The organism is Herbidospora cretacea (genome assembly GCF_001570605.1).
GTDB classification, from domain to species: Bacteria; Actinomycetota; Actinomycetes; order Streptosporangiales; family Streptosporangiaceae; genus Herbidospora; species Herbidospora cretacea.
In genome coordinates, this window is record NZ_BBXG01000003.1 from 208651 (window position 1) to 226503 (window position 17853).

Annotated in this window: 14 protein-coding genes; 7 read left to right on the top strand and 7 right to left on the bottom strand. The window is 72.4% G+C overall.

The window, feature by feature from the left end:
• Nucleotides 1-20 precede the first annotated feature (20 nt).
• On the bottom strand, nucleotides 21-1808 hold the full coding sequence (locus AW270_RS06775) for a S9 family peptidase (RefSeq protein WP_061291825.1): 1788 nt from the start codon (nucleotides 1806-1808) through the stop codon (nucleotides 21-23).
• A gap of 75 nt (nucleotides 1809-1883) precedes the next feature.
• On the opposite strand from AW270_RS06775, the gene AW270_RS06780 reads away from it, so the two are divergent.
• Genes AW270_RS06780 through AW270_RS06805 form a run of 6 tightly spaced genes read left to right on the top strand, consistent with a single transcriptional unit; the run spans nucleotide 1884 to nucleotide 10080 of the window.
• Nucleotides 1884-3107: a metal-dependent hydrolase family protein gene (locus tag AW270_RS06780; RefSeq protein ID WP_082801362.1), complete on the top strand. Its 1224-nt coding sequence runs from the start codon at nucleotides 1884-1886 to the stop codon at nucleotides 3105-3107.
• On the top strand, nucleotides 3104-4030 hold the full coding sequence (locus AW270_RS06785) for a DMT family transporter (protein WP_061291829.1): 927 nt from the start codon (nucleotides 3104-3106) through the stop codon (nucleotides 4028-4030). The genes AW270_RS06780 and AW270_RS06785 overlap by 4 nt, the downstream gene beginning before the upstream one ends.
• Nucleotides 3997-5163 (top strand): acyl-CoA dehydrogenase family protein, encoded by a 1167-nt coding sequence (locus AW270_RS06790; protein WP_061291831.1) that lies wholly within the window; start codon nucleotides 3997-3999, stop codon nucleotides 5161-5163. The genes AW270_RS06785 and AW270_RS06790 overlap by 34 nt, the downstream gene beginning before the upstream one ends.
• Entirely contained in the window at nucleotides 5160-6905 is a 1746-nt protein-coding gene (locus AW270_RS40465; protein WP_061291833.1) for a thiamine pyrophosphate-binding protein, read from the top strand. Before AW270_RS06790 ends, AW270_RS40465 begins: the two co-directional genes overlap by 4 nt.
• Nucleotides 6902-8020, top strand: a complete 1119-nt coding sequence (locus AW270_RS06800; RefSeq protein WP_061291835.1) for a Glu/Leu/Phe/Val dehydrogenase dimerization domain-containing protein — start codon at nucleotides 6902-6904, stop codon at nucleotides 8018-8020. Before AW270_RS40465 ends, AW270_RS06800 begins: the two co-directional genes overlap by 4 nt.
• The gene (locus AW270_RS06805) at nucleotides 8017-10080 is read left to right on the top strand and encodes an acetate--CoA ligase family protein (RefSeq protein WP_061291837.1); all 2064 of its coding nucleotides are present in this window, start codon (nucleotides 8017-8019) and stop codon (nucleotides 10078-10080) included. The genes AW270_RS06800 and AW270_RS06805 overlap by 4 nt, the downstream gene beginning before the upstream one ends.
• Here AW270_RS06805 and AW270_RS06810 read toward each other — a convergent pair.
• Entirely contained in the window at nucleotides 10068-10649 is a 582-nt protein-coding gene (locus tag AW270_RS06810; protein ID WP_245674592.1) for a TetR/AcrR family transcriptional regulator, read from the bottom strand. The two genes, AW270_RS06805 and AW270_RS06810, sit on opposite strands and share 13 nt — an antisense overlap.
• 30 nt (nucleotides 10650-10679) lie before the next feature.
• Nucleotides 10680-11999 carry a sensor histidine kinase gene (locus AW270_RS06815; RefSeq protein WP_063819121.1) on the bottom strand — a complete coding sequence of 440 codons (1320 nt, stop codon included), beginning with the start codon at nucleotides 11997-11999 and terminating at the stop codon, nucleotides 10680-10682.
• Nucleotides 12000-12125: 126 nt separating this feature from the next.
• On the opposite strand from AW270_RS06815, the gene AW270_RS06820 reads away from it, so the two are divergent.
• Nucleotides 12126-13556, top strand: coding sequence for an AMP-binding protein (locus AW270_RS06820; protein ID WP_061291842.1), 1431 nt, complete (start codon nucleotides 12126-12128; stop codon nucleotides 13554-13556).
• Here AW270_RS06820 and AW270_RS06825 read toward each other — a convergent pair whose 3' ends face one another.
• The 4 genes from AW270_RS06825 to AW270_RS06840 are packed head-to-tail and all read right to left on the bottom strand — an operon-like array spanning nucleotide 13557 to nucleotide 17844.
• Nucleotides 13557-14267 (bottom strand): hypothetical protein, encoded by a 711-nt coding sequence (locus tag AW270_RS06825; RefSeq protein ID WP_061291844.1) that lies wholly within the window; start codon nucleotides 14265-14267, stop codon nucleotides 13557-13559.
• On the bottom strand, nucleotides 14264-15367 hold the full coding sequence (locus AW270_RS06830; RefSeq protein WP_218009114.1) for a M20/M25/M40 family metallo-hydrolase: 1104 nt from the start codon (nucleotides 15365-15367) through the stop codon (nucleotides 14264-14266). Before AW270_RS06830 ends, AW270_RS06825 begins: the two co-directional genes overlap by 4 nt.
• A complete protein-coding gene (locus tag AW270_RS06835; protein WP_061291846.1) occupies nucleotides 15364-16389 on the bottom strand; it encodes a dipeptidase in 1026 nt (341 codons plus the stop codon). Before AW270_RS06835 ends, AW270_RS06830 begins: the two co-directional genes overlap by 4 nt.
• Before the next feature lie 33 nt (nucleotides 16390-16422).
• Nucleotides 16423-17844, bottom strand: a complete 1422-nt coding sequence (locus AW270_RS06840; protein ID WP_061291848.1) for a flavin-containing monooxygenase — start codon at nucleotides 17842-17844, stop codon at nucleotides 16423-16425.
• Between the last annotated feature and the right edge of the window lie 9 nt (nucleotides 17845-17853).

A 17853-nucleotide genomic window follows, 5' to 3' on the forward strand; every position in this document is an offset into this window, starting at 1 on the left:
CCGGTCGCCACTGACTCGCCTCAGCCCAGGTGGTCGTCGAGCCAGTGGAGCATGCGTTCTGAGCGGTCGATGCGGCGGTCCAGGCGGGCGTCGTGGGTCAGGGAGTGGCCCGAGTCCGGATAGAGGACGTACTCGACCTTCTTGCCCTGGCGTCTGAGGGCGACGAACAGTTGTTCCGCGTCTGACGGTGGGCAGCGGAGGTCCTGTTCTCCCTGGAGGAGCAGCAGCGGGGTGCCGATTCTCGACACGTGGCGCAGGGGGCTGATTCTCCAGAGGTGGTCCACGCCCTCTTCCGACCAGGTGTCGCCCAGGCCAGAGTCCACGTCGTAGACGGCTCCGAGGTCGCAGGCGGCGAAGCCCGACACCTGGTTGGTCACGCCGTTCTGGCTGATGGCGGCGGCGAAGCGGTCGCTGGTGCCGATGAGCCAGTTGACCAGGAAGCCTCCGTAGGAGTTGCCGTAGCAGGCCAGCTTTCCGGCCAGGCCCGACTCCGTCAGGTGGTCGAGGACGGTGTGGCAGTCGGCGGCGTCCGGGCCGCCCCAGTCCGCGCCGAGCGCCTCGCCCCACGCGCGGCCCCGGTGGAAGGAACCCCGGATGTTGGGGCGGACGACCAGGTAGCCGGCCGACGCCAGGAGCAGCGCGTCGGAGTCGGGGGCGACCGGCCACGCCCATGCGGGGCCGCCGTGCAGGGCCAGGACCGTCGGGAGAGCCTGGGCGGTCTCCAGGTCGGTGCCGGGCGGGGCGGTGAGGAAGACCTGGATGCCGTCGACCTCGATCTCCCGGTGGACCGGGGCGGGGTGGGCGGCGAGCCAGGTCGAGCCGGAGGACATCAGGCGCTTCAGGGGGTTGAGGCGGTAGAGGTCGGGGCGGGCGGCGGGGCCGAACGACGCCACGGCGCAGACGACGCCGCCGCCTTCCGCGAGGGCGTGCACCACCGGGTCGAGTTCCCTCGGGGTCAGGTCGCGGCCGGTCCTCAGGTCGTGGGCGTAATCGCGGCCGTCGTCGCAGATGACCGTCAGGCGTTCGTCGGTGGTGGGGGCCTGGCCGGCGAACCGGTCCAGGTGGGCCGTCAGGGGCTCGGTCCCGTGCCAGACGGTTTCCGGGTCCCAGTCGGTGGGGCGGCGTACCGGAGGGGCGACCGTGACGACGTCGCCCTCCTCTGTGTAGGTGAAACGCAGGACCGGGCCGGGGAGGTCCGTGCGCCGGGTGAGGTCGCCGGTCAACGTGACCTCGTGGACCTGGGGGTGCGGGTCGCGGTCGTCGCCGCCGGGGTCGGCGATGAAGCCGATCCGCTCCCCGTGGACGCGCAGGCACGACGCCCACCAGTCGCCCGAGGTCAGGCGGGTGACCCCGTCGCCCACCACGTGGACATGGGTCGGGTAGAGGCGCAGGCCGTGGCCCTCCTCGCGCCAGTCGAGGCGGCGGACGACCCTGGCCACGTCGCCGCGCATCACCGGCGACTCGTCGTCGGGGGCCAGCACCGCGAAGCGGGTCTCGTCGAGCCAGGCGAACTCGGCGACGCCCCGTTTGAACGCCGTCACCCTGCGGGCGGGGCCGCCTGCGGAGGGTCGTACGTGCACCTGGTTCTTGTGCAGGTAGGCGATGGACGTACCGGAAGGGGAGAACGACGGCGCGGAGGCGTCGGCGGTGAGGACCCTGGGCGGGCCACCGGCGGTCGGGACGACGAGGAGGCGGTGGCGCTCGCGGCCCGCGACGACGCGGCGCTCGATGACGGCGACCCGCGAACCGTCGGGGGAGACGGCCGGTTCGGAGAGCAGACGGTCGGCCGCCAGGTCCTTCGGTTGCATCGCCGCTCCCGTTATTGCCAAGGTAAACCCCGCTGTGTTTGAGTAGCGACTCAGTAAAACAGGAGGGGAGGTGCGGTGGCCAGAGCGGTGCGGTGCGCGCGGCTCGTCGACGTCGTCGGCGAGCGGGTGCTGACCGATCAGCTCATCGTCATCGAGGGTGACCGGATCGTCTCGGCAGGACCTTTCGACGGGTTCGACGGCGAGCTCCTGGACCTCGGCGACGTGACCGTCGCCCCCGGGCTGATCGACCTGCACACCCATCTGGTCGGGGTGGCGGCGTGCGGCGACTACGCGCAGGAGCTCAAGCACAGCGCCGCCCGGCAGGCCTTCGCCTCGATCCCCAACGCCCGCGACACCCTCCTCGCCGGGTTCACCACGGTGCGGGACGTCGGGACCTTCCGCGCCTTCGTCGACGTCGCGCTGCGCGACGCCATCGACGCCGGACACGTCCTCGGGCCGCGCATGGCGGTCGCCGGGGCCTACGTGACGGTCCGGGGCGGCGGCGGGATGCTGACCGGGTTCGCCCACGACGTCGAGGTGCCGGCGGAGTTCCGCTTCGGCGAGACGTGCTCGGCCGACGACATCCGGGAGCGGGTCCGCGAGATCATCTTCCACGGCGCCGACCTCATCAAGCTGATCGCCACCGGCGCGGTGCTGGCCAACGGGACCGTGCCCGGCGCGCCCGAGCTGAGCGAGGCCCAGATGCGCGCCGCCGTCGAGGAGGCCTCCTGGTACGGGCGGCACGTCGCCGCGCACGCCCACGGGACCGAGGGCATCAAACGGGCGGTCCGCGCCGGGGTGCGGTCGATCGAGCACGCCTGCTTCCTCGACGACGAGGCCGCCGAACTGATGGCCGCCCACGGGACCTACCTGTCGGCGGACATCTGGTGGGCCGACTGGATCCGCGAGACCGGCCCGTCGCAGGGCTACGACGCCGAACAGCTCCGCAAGAACGACGAGACCGCCGAGGCGCAGCGCGAGGGGTTCCGGAAGGCCGTCCGGGCCGGGGTGAAGATCGGCTTCGGCACGGACGCCGGAGGGTTCCCCCACGGGCTCCAGGGGCGGCAGCTGGCCACCATGGTCGACCACGGCCTCACCCCGATCGGGGCGCTGAAGGCGGCGACGCTGACGAGCGCCGAGTGCATGGGCTGGGACGACCGGGTCGGCTCCGTCGCCCCCGGCCGGTACGCCGACCTGGTGGCCGTGCCCGGAGAGCTCGACATCACGAAGTTCGCCGACGTGGCGTTCGTGATGAAGGGCGGCGAGGTCGTCAAGGACATCCTGCGGGCCGTCTCATGACCACCGGAATCGTCGGTGGGAGGCCGAAGCAGCACTACCACCTGGGGGTGCTGGCGCTGGTCGCCGTCACCGCCATCTGGGGATCCACGTTCCCGCTGACCAAGGACCTGGTCGCGCGGCTGCCGATCGCCGACCTCTACGCCGCCCGGTTCGGGATCGCCGTGGTGGTCCTGATCGCCATCAGGCCGAGGGCCCTGCTCCGTCTCCCCGCCCGGTTGTGGGCGGTCGGCGCGCTCCTGGGGCTCGTCTACGGCCTCGCGCTGACCCTCCAGACCATCGGGCTGGCCGAGCTGCCGTCGTCGGTCTCCGGGTTCGTCACCGGGTCCTACCTCGTGATGACGCCGCTGATCGCCCTCGTCTGGCTGAGGACGCGGGTCAGCCGGTCGACCTGGGCGGCGGTCGGGCTGGCCACCGTCGGCACCGCGTCGTTCAGCCTGCTCAGCGGGTCGGTCAGCGCCCCCGCCGGCGCGGTCGCGCTGACCGCGGTGTCGGCGGCGCTGTACGCCGTCCATCTGGTCGCGCTGGGGAAGTGGTCGCGGCCGCAGGACGCGTACGCGCTGTCGGTCGTGCAGATCCTCACGCTGGCCGTCGTCATGACCGTCGCCGCCGCGCCCGGCGGGATCACGCTGCCGCAGACCGGCCTCGACTGGACCGGGGTGGTCTACCTCGCCACCGTCGCCGGGGCGGGGACCTTCCTCGCCCAGACGTGGGCGCAGGCGCACGTCCCGCCGACCGCCGCCGCCGTCGTCATCGCGGTCGAGCCCGTGTGGGCGACCGCGTTCGCCGCCGTCCTCTACGGCGAGCCGCTGACCTGGACCGTCCTCGTCGGGGGCGGCTGCATGCTGGCCGCGATGGGGATCGTGGCCCGGCCCGTACCCGAGGAGAGACCATGCCCAGAGTCCCCCGTCTCGGCCGTGAGCTGAGCCCGGAGCAGGCCGACGTCGTCGCGCTGGCCCGCAGGTTCGCCGCCGAGGAGATCCGGCCCCGGGCCCGGGAGGTCGACGAGGGCGATCACGTCTTCCCCCGTGACGTCTGGGTGAAGGCGGCGAAGGCCGGGCTGACCTCGTTCATGATCCCGGAGGAGTACGGCGGGGGCGGGGTCGCCGACCTGGTCACCCAGTGCCTGGTGCAGGAGGAGCTGTGCCACGGCGACATCTCCATCGGGAACCTGATCACCTCCGGCGGCTTCTACGCCTCGCCCGTCCTGGAACTCGGCACCGACGAGCAGAAGCGGCGGCTGCTCGCGCCGCTGACCGGTGACGACCCGCCGCTGACCGCGCTGGCCACGACCGAGCCGGGGGTCGGGTCCGACGCGGCGGCCATCACCACCCGGGCCGAGCGTGACGGCGACCACTACGTGCTGACCGGGCAGAAGACGTGGATCTCCAACGCGCCCTTCGCCGAGTGGTTCGTCGTCTTCGCCACGGTCGCGCCCGGCACCCGTGCCAAGGGGGTGACGGCCTTCGTCGTGCACCGGGACACCCCCGGCCTGTCCGTCGGGCCGCCGATGCCGAAGATGGGGCAGCGCGGCATCGCGTGCGCGGAGCTGTTCTTCGACGGGGTTCGCGTCCCGGTCGCCGACCGGCTCGGCGGGGAGGGCCAGGGGTTCCGCGGCCTCATGCGGACCTTCGACGCCTCCCGGGTGCTGATCGCCGCCGCCTGCACGGGCCTGTCGCGCGCCGCCCTGGACGTCTCGGTGGCGTACGCGAAGGAGAGGGAGCAGTTCGGCACGCCCATCATCGGCCACCAGGCGGTGGCGTTCCGGCTCGCCGACATGGCCGCCAAAACCGACGTGTCGGCCCTGCTGACCCGGCGCGCCGCCGACCTCCACGACGCGGGCGAGCCGATCACCGAGGAGGCCGCGATCGCCAAGCTGACGGCGTCGGAGAACGCGGTCTGGTGCGCGTGGGCGGCGATGCAAACCTTCGGCGGGTGGGGCTACTCGCGGGAGTTCCTCGTGGAGAAGTGGCTGCGCGACGCCAAACTGGAGGAGCTGGAAGAGGGCACCTCGGACATCCAGCGGTTGATCATCTCCCGTTCGCTGGCCCGGTCATGACGGGAGCGACGGCGGTCGCGGCCACCCTGGCCGCCCACGGGGTCGACACCGTGTTCGGCATTCCGGGGACCCACAATCTCGGCCTGTACGAGGCCCTCTCCGCCCACGGGATGCGGCTGATCACCCCCCGGCACGAGCAGGGGGCCGGGTACGCCGCCGACGGGTACGCCAGGATCTCCGGCCGTCCCGGGGTGGTCCTGACCACGACGGGACCCGGGATCCTGAACGCCGCCGCCGCGGCGGGGCAGGCCTACTCCGACTCGGTCCCGCTGCTGCTCATCTCACCCGGCGTGCCCACGACGCATCCGCGTCGCGGCACCGGCTACCTGCACGAGACCAAGAACCAGTCGGCCGCGATGGACGCGGTGTGCGCGTGGAGCCACCGCGTGACGACGGTGGCCGAGATCCCCTCGGCGCTGGCGGCGGCGTTCACCTTCTTCGCCTCGGGGCGCGCCCGGCCCGTGCACATGGAGATCCCCGCCGACCTGATCGACGCCCCCGGCGACTTCACCCTCCCGGCCCGCGGCGGCCTTCCCGAAGCGGTGGCGGCCCTGACGGCGGCGAGGCGCGTGGGCATCGTCCTGGGCGGCGGGGCCCGGAAGGCGGGAGCGGCGGCCCTCGCCCTGGCCGAGACCCTGAACGCCCTGCTCGTCACCACCGTCAACGGCACCGGCATCCTCCCTCCCACCCACCACCGCAACCTCGGCCCCGCCCTCTTCCTGACCTCCACCCAGACGTGGCTGAAGTCGTGCGACGTGGTCGTGGCGGCGGGAACCGAACTGGCCCCCTCGGACCTGTGGACCGACTTCACCTACGAGGGCACCCTCATCCGCGTCGACGTCGACCCCGGCCAGACGACGACCGCGACCATCCCGATCGTGGCCCGAGCGGAGGAGGCCCTCCGGGTCCTGGCCGACCTCATCGGGGAGAGCACCAGGCTCGACGAGCCGGCCCTTAGCCCTCACGCATCCAGGCAACCGGTCCCCGGCGTGATCACGGCATCCCAGGCCCACATCTCCGCCAGACCGGCCACCCCCCAGGCCGACGACTCTGAGCTGGCCGTCGCCGTTCATGCCGTCGATTTCGAGCTGGCCGCCACCGCCTACGCCGATGCCCCCGAGCTGGCCTCCGCCGCCTACGCCGATGACTCCGAGCTGGCCGCCACCCCCGACGCCGTCGACTCCGAGCTGACCGCCATCGTGCAGCGGATCGATGCGGAGCGGGCCGCCCTCTCCGCACGCTGGCAGACCGACCTCAAGGCGATCGCCGCCGCTCTCCCCGGCGAGGCCGTGGTCGCGGCGGACAACTCGATGTTCTGCTACTACGGCGCGCTCGCCACCCTCAGGCGCCGTTTCCTCTTCCCCACCGGCTTCGGCACTCTCGGCTACGCCCTGCCCGCCGCCATTGGCGCGAAGGTGGCCGACCCCGGCCTCCCCGTCGTGGTCCTGGCCGGTGACGGCGCGCTCCAGTTCAGCGTCCAGGAACTGGCCACCGCCGTCGAACTGGGTCTCAATCTCCCCATCGTCGTCTCCGTCAACGGCGGTTACGGCGAGATCAGAGCCGAGATGGAGGCCCGCCCGATGCGCCCGGTGGCCGTCGACCTCCACACCCCCGACTTCGCCGCGCTGGCCCGCGCCTTCGGCGCGCGGGGCATGGCCGACCCACCCGACCTGACCGAGGAGATCGCGAAGGCGTTCGCCGCCGACATCCCCACGGTGATCGTCATCCAGGAGCAGCCATGACCCCGTTCCTCCAGGTCGTCTGGACCGACGACGTCACCGGCCGCCCCGGCTACCTGGTCATCGACCGCCTGGGCCGGGGCGTCAGCAGCGGCGGGCTGCGCATGCGCGCCGGGGTGACGCTGGACGAGGTGGCCGACCTGGCCCGGGGCATGTCCCGCAAGGAGGCCATCGCCTACGAGCCGGGCCTGGCCTACCAGCCGCTGGGCGGCGCGAAGGGCGGCATCGACTGCGACCCCCTCGACCCGGCCGCGACCGGCATGCTGCACCGCTACATCGCCGCCATGAAACCGCTGCTGGCCACCTACTGGGCCACCGGCGAGGACCTCGGCCTGCGCCAGGAGTCGATCGAGGAGGCCTGCCACGCCGCCGGGCTGCGCACCTCGATCGACGCCGTGCTGCCTCTCCTGGACGACCCCGACACCGCCCTGAAACGCCTCGACGCCGCCTTCGCCGTGACCGTCGACGGCATCGGCCTGGGCGACCTGGCCGGAGGGTGCGGCGTGGCGGAGTCGGCGCTGACCGCGATCGACCGCCTGGGCATCCGGAGACCGACGGCCGTCATCCAGGGCTTCGGCTCGATGGGCGGCGCGACCGCGCGGTTCCTCGCGCGGGCGGGCGTCCGCGTGGTCGGCGTCGCCGACGCCGACGGCCTCCTCACCGACCCCGGCGGCCTGGACGTGGAGAGCCTGCTCCGCGCCCGCGACCCCTTCGGCCGGGTCCCGGGCGACAAGCGCCCCCGCGACGAGTGGCTCGAGGTCGACTGCGACGTGCTCATCCCCGCCGCCGTCTCCTACGCGATCGGCGCGGCCGAGGCGGGGCGGGTGCGGGCGAGGCTGGTGGTGGAGGCGGCCAACGTCCCGGTGACCCCGGAGGCCGAACGCGTCCTCACCGGAAGGGGGGTCGTGGTCATCCCCGACGTGGTGGCCAACTCGGCGACCAACTCTTGGTGGTGGTGGACGCTGTTCGGCGACATCCCGGCCGACGCGGGCGCGTCGTTCGCCAAGATCCGCTCCTGGATGCGCCGGGTGACCACGGAGATCATGTCCGACCCGGCCCGGACCCCCCGGGAGGTCGCCCACGCGCTGAGCGCCCGCAACCTGGCCGCCCAGCGATGACCGGCCAGGCGGGCGACGCGCTCTTCGACCCCCGCACGGTCGCCGTGGTCGGGGCCTCCGGCGACCCGGCCAAATGGGGCTACTGGCTGGCGAAAGGCGCTCTCAGCGGCGCGTCCCGACGCCCGGTCCACCTGGTCAACGCCCGGGGCGCCGACGTGCTGGGCCACCCCACCCACCGGACCCTCCGCGACCTGCCGGAGACCCCCGACCTGGTCGCGATAGCCACCCCGCCCGGCACCTACGAACAGGTCGTCGACGACGCCCTGCACACCGGCGCCCGGCACCTCGTCGCCATCACCGCGGGCGTCGTCTACCCGGGCGGCCTGCCCGCGCTGGCCGAGCGGGTGCGCTCGGCCGGGGCCCGTCTCGTGGGCCCGACCAGCATGGGTGTGTACGACTCCGCCTCCGCCCTCGCCCTCACCTGGGGCACGCTGACCCCGGGCCCGATCGGCGTCGTCTCCCAGAGCGGCTCGGTCGGCCTGGAGATCGGCTACCTGGCCGCCCGGGAAGGCCTGGGCCTGTCCCGGTTCGTCTCCGTCGGCGCGGCGGCCGACCTGGGCGTGCGGGAACTGGCCGAGGCGGTCGTCGCCGCCCCGCACACCCGCGCCGTCATCCTCTACCTGGAGGACCTGTCGCTCGGCCGCGACCTGATCGCGCTGGCCGGTGACAAGCCGGTCGTCCTGCTGACCGTCGGCGGCTCGGCCGCGGGCCGCCGCGCGGTCACCTCCCACACCGGCGCGCTCGCCACTCCCGACGCGGTCGTCGACGCCCTCTGCCGGGCAGCCGGGGCGATCCGCGCCCGCACGCCCCAGGAGGCCGTCCACATCGCCCAGGCCTGCCTGGCCGTCCCGGCCCCGATCCGGCGGGTGGCCGTGGTCGCCGACAGCGGCGGCCAGGGCGCCATCGCCGCCGAACTGGCCGAACGCCTCGGCCTGGAGGTCCCCGCCCTCACCCCCGCCACCGTCGAGGCGCTCGCCGAGCTCCTGCCGCCGGAGGCGGGCCTGTCGAACCCGGTGGACCTGGCGGGCGCGGGGGAGTCGGACCTGTCGACGTATCCCAGGGTCGTGGACCTCGTCGCGAGCGAGGTCGACGCGGTGGTCCTGACCGGCTACTTCGCCAGCTACGCCGCCGACAGCCCGTCGCTGGGCCCGGCCGAACTCGCGGCCGCCGCCCGCCTGACCGAGACGACCACCACCACGCCCTGCCTGATCCACACGATGCGCCCCGAGGGCCCGACCGTGGAGTTCCTGAGGGCCGCCGGGATCCCCGTCCACGGCACCGTCGACGCACTGATGGCGGGGCTGAGCGCCGTGACCCCGCGACGGTTCGGCGACGGGCCCCGGCAGGCGGGCTCGCCGTCGCCATCAACCGAAATATCCGGACATGGTGCCGTCGGCGTCGGACAGCTCCGCGAGCAGTCCTCCACCGCCGGAGCGCGTGCCCACGCCCGCCGCGCGCAGATCATCGCGCAGGGCGAGATTTCGGGATTCATCGCCCTCCGCCAGGCCCTGATGGCCCACGGCGTCGGTTTCCCCGAGGGCCGTCTCTACGAGGGGGCCGATCCCGGCCTGGCCTACCCCGTGGTCCTCAAGGTCTTGGGCCCGGCCCACAAGACCGAGCTGGGCGGGGTCGTCCTCGGCATCGGCTCGCCGGCCGACCTCCACCGGGAGGCGGCGCTGATGCGGGACCGGCTCGGCCTTCCCCTCTGGGTCGAGGAGCAGCTCACCACCTCAGGCGCCGAGCTGATCGTCGGGGCGCACCGCGACCCCCACGCCGGTCCGGTGGTCACGTTCGGCGCGGGCGGCGTCCTCGCCGAGCTCATCGCCGACAGCGTCACCGCCCTCGCCCCGCTGACCCACCGGCAGGCGAGAGAGGTGATCGCGGCCACCAGGGTTTCGCGTCTGCTCGACGGCTGGCGCGGGTCCGCGCCCGCCGACATCGACGCCGTCGCCCATGCGCTCGTCGTGGTGGGGGACATTCTCCACGCCCACCCGGAACTCACCGGAATCGAAATCAACCCGCTGAAAGACGGTGTCGCCCTCGACGCCTACGCCAGCTGATCGGGCTCCAGGCCGAGTTCGTGGGCGGCGGCCGTCCGGACCAATTCGAACAGGCGGGCCCGGGTCAGCATCCGTTTGTGCACGGTCACCTGAACCGTCAGCCCGTCGATCAGCGACATCAACCGCCATGCCGCCCCCTCGGGGTCGGGGCACCGGAAGACCCCGTCGGCCGCCCCGGCCGTCAGGATTCCCCGCAGCGCGTCCTTCCACCGCAGGTCAAGCGCGCGGGACACGTCCTCCAGGGCGGGATTGCGCATCGATTCCGACCACGCGTCGATCCACAGCGCCCAGGATTTCGATTTACCGCTCGGCGAATAGAGTTTCAGCATCGCCCGCAGCTTCTCCAGCGGCTCCCCGGCCGTTTCGAGAAGCGCCTCCAGATTGTCGAGGTCGCGTTCGGCGGCATATCCGAAAGCGGCGGCGAAAAGCCTCTCCTTCGTTTCGAAATGGTAGAAGAGCAGCGCCTGGCTCACCCCGGCCGCCTGGGCGATGTCGACCGTCCGGGTGTGCCCGAATCCCTGGGCCGCGATGACTTCGCAGGCGACCTTGAGCAGATCCTCCCGGCGCATGCGGCTGATTCCCCGTGCCACAGCGGAACCCTAGCGCGACACGGGGATTCGCAGTACGAATCGGGCGCCTTTGGGGCTGTCCTCGATGCACAGGCTGCCGCCGTGACCTTCGGAGATCTGGCGGGCGATGGCCAGGCCCAGGCCGGTGCCGCCGGCGTCGCGGGACCGGGCGGCGTCGAGGCGGGTGAAGCGCTGGAAGACGTGCTCCCGCTTGTCGGGCGGCACCCCCGCGCCGTCGTCGAGGACCTCCATGACGGCCTCGTCGCCCTCCCGGTAGACCCGGACGACGACGAGCGAGTTGGCGTGCCGTTCGGCGTTGTCGACCAGGTTGGTCAGGACGCGGCCCAGGCGCAGCCGGTCGCCGGGGATCACCACGCCGGGCTCGAACTCGCGGACGACCCTGATCCGGCGTCTGCGGCGGTCGAGCTCCATGGCGGCGAGCTGGCCGAGGTCGACGGGGTCGTTGCGCCCCTGGGTGTTCGAGTCGAGGCGGGCGATCTGGAGCAGATCGTCCACGAGAGCCTGAAGGCGGTCGATGCTGGACAGGATGGCCTCGCCGGTCTCGGCCCAGTCGGTGCCCTCGACGTCGAGGAGGGCGCTCTCGACCTCGGCGCGCATGGCGGTCAGGGGGCTGCGCAGGTCGTGGGAGGCGTCGGAGGCGAACCGGCGCTGCTGTTCGACGGCCTCCTCCAGGCGGTCGAGGGTGGCGTTCGCGGTCTCGGCCAGGCGGTGGATCTCGTCGCGGTAGCGGGGCACCGGCACCCGGTGGCCCAGGTCGCTGGCGGTGATCGTGGCGAGTTCGCGGCTGATCGCGTCGACCGGGCCCAGGGCGCGCCCGAGCAGCCAGTACGTCCCGGCCGCCGTGAACCCGATGAGCGCCGCGCTGCCGAGCAGCAGCAGCATGTCGAGCCGGGGGTCGACCCACCACGGGACGGCCGGGTCGGCGCCGTACACCATCCATTCGCCGTCGAGCTCGTAGACCCTTATGGCGACGATCGTCATGCAGCCGTCCGGGAAGGCCGGAAGATCGCAGATCACCCGGTCCTGCCGGACGGACGTCTCCGGCGGCACGAAGTCCGTGATGGGTGGCTGGCCCTGAAGGTTGGGAGTGGCGGCCTGGACCCGCCTGTCGGGCCGCAGGACCTGCACCCCGGCGATCCCCTGATGGGGCAGGGCGGGCGGAAGCTGGTCGAGTTTCACTAGGCGGACGGTCTTCAGCGCGGCACTGACGATCTGGTCGACGTTGTACTGCCCGGCCAGCCCCCGGATCCCGAAGAGCACGATGGCCGCCACGGCAAGGCACACGAGCGTCATGACCAGACCGGCGACCAACGTCAACCGGCCACGCATCGACCATCGGTGCCATGCGAACAACCTTGTCCCCCTGATGTCCCAGATGATCACAGAAAGTCCGGCGGCGGCTACTCGTAGTGGTCAAGGCTGGGCAAACAGGTCGTCTGGCGCAATGCTCGACATATGGACCCGAGCTTCTACCTGATCGCCCGGAATGATCCCGACCGCCTCGCGGTGATCGACGTCGACGGCACGAAGGTCCGCGCGGGCGACCTGCTCGCCCTGGCCAACCAGGTCTCCCACGGCCTGCGCGCGCGGGGCCTGACCGCCGGGGACGTCGTCGCCGGCACCCTGCGCAACGGCCTGGACGCCCTGGTCATGTACCTGGCCACCGGCCAGACGGGCCTCTACTGGGTGCCGGTCAACTGGCACCTCACCGAGACGGAGATCGGCTACATCGTCTCCGACAGCGACGCGAAACTGGTCGTCCGCGGTCCGGAGGACGTCGCCGCCCTCGCGCTGGGCAACCCCGTCACCGACCCGCCGGACCGGACGTACGGCCAGGTCATGTGGTATACGAGCGGCACCACCGGCTTCCCGAAGGGGGTGCTGCGGCCCCGGTCGTCCAGGACGCCGGAAGAGGTCATGCCCGCCTTCCTCTGGTTCGTCGGCGAGGTCCTCGATCTCCGCCCCGGCGACGACGTGCACCTGGTCACCTCGCCGATGTACCACTCCGCGCCCTGCGCCCACGCCGGCTTCGCCCTCCACATGGGCCACACGGTCGTCATCGCCCCGAGGTTCGACCCCGAACCCGTGCTGGAACTGGTCGAGAAGCACCAGGTGACCAACGCGATGATGGTCCCGACCATGTTCCACCGCATGCTCCGCCTCCCCGAGGAGGTCCGGCGCGGCTACGACGTGTCGTCACTGCGCCAGGTGATCCACACGGCCGCGACCTGCCCCGTCGCGGTCAAGCAGGCGATGATGGACTGGCTCGGCCCGGTCCTCTACGAGTACTACGGCTCGACCGAGTCGACGATCGCCTTCGCGGTGAAGCCCCACGAGTGGCTCGCCCACCCCGGCACGGTCGGCCGCCCGGTCCCCACGATGGAGGCCCGCGTCCTCGACGAGAACGGCCAGGACGTGCCGCCCGGGACGCCCGGGATGGTCTACGTGAAGTCGTCCCTGAACACCTTCGAATACCGCAAGGACCCGGAGAAGACGGCCGCCTCCAAACGAGGAGACTGGTACGCGCCCGGCGACATCGGCTACCTCGACCCCGACGGCTACCTGTTCCTGCTCGACCGGCGCACCGACCTGATCGTGAGCGGCGGCGTGAACATCTACCCTGCCGAGATCGAAGCCGCCCTGCTGACGCATCCGGCGGTCGTGGACGCGGCGGTGATCGGGGTCCCGGACGAGGAGTGGGGCCACTCGGTGGTGGCGCTGGTTCAGACGTCGGAGAAGGTGCCAGAGGAGGAGCTCAGGGAGCACCTGGAGCCTCGGCTGGCCAGGTTCAAGCATCCCCGGGTGATCGAGTTCCGGGACGACCTGCCGCGAACGCCCACTGGAAAACTGTCGCGTACGAAGGTCCGGGAGGACTACCTGAGATAGTCAGAGTCCGTGCTCCTCGACGACGTAGGCGCCGTCCCGGAACCCGGTCACCCGCCAGCCGCGCCGCAGCCGTCCGCCCAGTTCCTCCCGGACGGTCAGCCGCCAGCGTCTGGCCGTGACCGGGTCGTCCCGGCGCAGCCGTTCGATGTCCTCGGGCAGCGCGATCAGGACGGGGGCGTCGGTCTCCCGCGCGGAAGGACCGCCGGCCACCGGTGAGCCGTCGCGCCGGGGAACGGTGTCGATCCGCCACACCGCGAGCACCCGGTCGGACTCGTCCCCGGCGTTCACCACGTCGGCCATCGCCCCGTAGAAGTTCTCGTAGTACTGCTCCGGCCGTGCCCCCAGTTTCACCAGGTTGAAGTAGGCGTTGCGCCGGACGAGGGGGTCGAACGTCCACGTGATCGTCGAGATCCCGCGCGCCAGCGCCCACGACCGCTGGTGCCGTTTCAGCGCCAGCCCCGCCCCGGCCGCGACCACCCCGGTCACGTGCGAGTGCAGCGTCGCCTGCCGGGGCGGCGCGCAGAACCCCACCGACCCGCCGGCCAGCCGCCCGTCGACGAAGACCCCCGCCACGTAGTTGCCCACGTGGGAGAGGGCCCGCATCAGCTCCACGGTCACCGGGGGGTTGGCGGGGTCGGGCCGCCAGATCTCGTCGAACACCGTGTGGAGGGCCTCGAACTCGGCGATCGTCGTCAGTTCGCGGACGTTCACGCCAGCACCGACCGCACCAGCTCCGTCAGCAGCCGGGCCCGGACGGGCATGTGCTCCACCAGGACGTGCTCCTCCGGCGCGTGCGCCCCGCCGCCGAGCGCGCCGAGCCCGTCGAGCGTGGGGGTGCCGACCCCGGCGGTGAAGTTGCCGTCGGAGGCCCCGCCGACCGACACCCCGGTCAGGGGAGGCATCCCGAGAGAGGCCGCGATGCCCACGGCCCGCTCGAACAGCGCCGCCGAGGCCGCCCCGTCGAAGGGGGGCCGGTTGGGGCCGCCGATGAGCTCCAGCCGGGTGCCCTCCAGGACCGGGGAGAGGCCGCGCATCAGCTCGTCGACCCGCTGCTGGGACGCCACATCGGGGACCCGCACGTCGATGGCCACCCGCCCCAGGGCGGGGATCGTGTTGGTCGACGTCCCGGCGGACATGAGGGAGGGGGTCACCGACAGCGACCCGGGCCGGGAGGAGGAGGACACCTGCCCGGCCACCCGCGTGATGGCGATGATCTGGTGGGCCAGCTCGATCCCGGCGTTGGCCCCCTTCTCCGGCTCCAGGCCGGCGTGGGCGGCCCGGCCGTGCACCAGGAGTTCGTACCGGGAGATGCCCTTCCTGGCCAGTTTCAGCGCCCCGCCGTCGGCGCTCGCCTCCAGGACGAACGCGGCGGCGAGCCCCCGCGCGGCCTCCTCGATCAGCGGGCGGGAGGTGGGGGAGCCGAGCTCCTCGTCGCCGACGATCATGACCGAGACGCCGTCGAGGGAGGGCAGCGCCGCCAGGGCGTGGAACAACTGCACGAGCCCGGCCTTCATGTCGAAGACACCGGGTCCGCGCGCGATCCCGTCGCGGAAGCTCCACGGCATGTCGCGCAGGGTCCCGACCGGCCAGACCGTGTCGTGGTGGCCCAGCACCAGGACCTTCGGCTCGCCGAAGGTCCACCGCAGGTGGGACACGCCCCGGACCGTCACCCGCTCGGGCGGCGCGCCCAGGTGCCGGGCGCCGACCCCGGCGACCACGTCGGCGCTCTTGGCCACCGCCGCGTGGTCGGCGGAGAACGACTCGGCGCAGACCAGTTCCTCCAGGTCGGCCACCATCTCGCCCAGGTTCACCGGCGGACCCCCAGCTCGGCCCGGAACAGGCGCAGCACGTTGCCGCCCAAAATCAGCCGGATCTCGTCGGGGGAGAAGCCGTGTTTCTCCAGCGCCTCGGTCACCAGCGGCAGGCCGCGCGGGCCGTCGAGGCCGGGGATGACGGCGTCGACGTCGAGGCCGGTCGTGCCGTTGGTCTCGCAGCAGGGCGGGGTCAGGTCGGCCAGCACCTCGCGGATGAAGTCGGGGCCGAGGCCCACGTGGTCGATGCCGGCGACCGAGGCGATGTGGGCGATGTGGTCGACCAGGTCGTCGACCGTGACCTTCCTGGGGTGCTCGGTCAGGAACGCCGGGAGGAAGTTCACGCAGATCACGCCGCCGGTCGCGGCGACGCCGCGGAGCTGGTCGTCGGTCAGGTTCCGGTGGTGGTCGAGCAGCGCCCGCGCCGACGAGTGGGTCGCCATGACCGGCCGCCGGGCCCGTTCGAGCACGTGGGCGACGCCGGAGGCGCCCAGATGGGAGACGTCGAAGACGATCCCCAGCTCCTCCATGATCTCCAGGGCCTCGACCCCGGCCGCTGTCAGCCGCGAGCCGGTGGCGTCCTCCCCGCTGCCGTCGGCCAGGGGGGTCCGGCCCCAGTGGGCGATCGAGGCCACCCGCACCCCGAGCCGGTGGAGCGTCGGGATGAGCTCCACGCTGGCGTCCAGGCCGGGCATGCTCTCCAGGGCCAGCACCAGCGCGATCTTCCCGTCGGCCAGCGCCCCGTCGATCTCGGCGCCGTCGAGGCAGAGGCGGACCTCGCCGACCTCGGCGGCGATCACGTGGGCGGCCTCGATCATCCGGAGGGTCTGCCGCAGCGCGCCCTCGGGCCTGTACCAGTCGTCGATGAACACCGGCAGGACCTGCAGGTTCACCCCGCCCTCGGTGAGCTGGGGGAGCCAGGTGTCGCGGAAGTAGCCGGCCCAGTTCCTCGGCGGGCGGGCGGCCACGGCCATCAGGAGATCGTTGTGGGTGTCGGCCACCACCGCGTCGAAGTGCAGCATGGCGTGGCTCCTTCCGGAAAGGTTGAACGGACGTTACCGCCCCGCTCCGAAGTTGTACGCCCCTGGCCGGGGACGCCGGGTGAGTCTCCGGTAGTCGCGGGCGCTCCTGGGCCAGTTGTTGGTGATCCTCCCGGCCTCGGTCTTGTACCAGCTCCGGCACCCCTGGTTCCAGACCGTGGCCGCCAGAGCCCTGTTCAAAGCGGTCGTGTACGCCGACATGGCCGCCTCCGTCACCTCCATCCGCCCCCTGCGGGCGATCAGGTGGAGGCAGCGCATCACGTAGCCGACCTGGGCCTCCAGCATGTGGACGATGGAGTTGTGGCCCAAATTGGTGTTGGGGCCGTACAGGAAGAAGAGATTGGGGAAGCCGGGGGCGGCCATCCCCAGATAGGCCTCGGCGCCGTCGCGCCACTGCTCGCGGAGGTCGCGGCCGCAGGTTCCGGTGACGGTCATGGGGAGCAGGAACTCGGTGGTGTGGAAGCCGGTGGCGTACACGATGACCTCGGCCTGCCTGACCCCGGCGGGTGTCTCCACCCCTTCCGGCACGATCCGGGTGATCGGATCGGTGATCAGCTCGACGTCGTGCCTGGTCAGAGCGGGATAGAACCGGCTGTCGAGGACGATCCGCTTGCACCCGGGCGGATAGCCGGGCGTCAGCCTGCGGCGGAGTCCGGGGTCGGCGACCTGGCTCCGGAGGTGCGCGAGCCCGGCCCTCCTGATCAGCCCGGTGCTCCACCCTTCGACCAGGGCCGGGAACACCGTGTTCTCGAGATAGGCGAACTGCCATTCGCGGTAGAGCCGGTGGGCCCCCGGCACCCGCCGGAACACCGCCCTGGTCAGCGGCGAGAACGCGCCGTCGGCCTTGGGCAGCACCCAGCTCGGGGTGCGCTGGTAGACGTCCACCTGGCGGGCGGTCCCGGCCAGGGACGGGACGAGCTGGGCGGCCGAGGAGCCCGTGCCGACGACGGCGACCCGCTTCCCCGCCAGGTCCCGCGACCCCCAGCGGGCCGAATGGAAGGCCTCGCCCCGGAACGTCTCCGCGCCGGGGATCTCCGGGACGCGCGGCCGGTTGAGCTGCCCCACGGCCGTCACCACCACGTCGAACCGCTCGACGCCTCCCGGCGTGACCACCAGCCAGCCGCTCCCGTCGTGGGCGAGCTCGGTCACCTCGGTCCCGAACCGGGGCCGGACGCGGTGCCTGGCCGCGACCATCTCCAGGTAGGCGAGGATCTCCGGCTGCCCCGGATAGCGTCGTGACCAGTCGCACCAGGGCTCGAACGAGAACGAGTAGAGGTGGGAGGGGATGTCGCAGCCCGCCCCGGGATAGGTGTTGTCGCGCCAGGTCCCGCCGACCCCGTCGCCCTTCTCGAAGACGACGTGGGGGATGCCCTTCCGCGCCAGGTGCACGGCCATGCACAGGCCGCCGAACCCCGCTCCGACGATGGCGACACGCATGGAGACCAC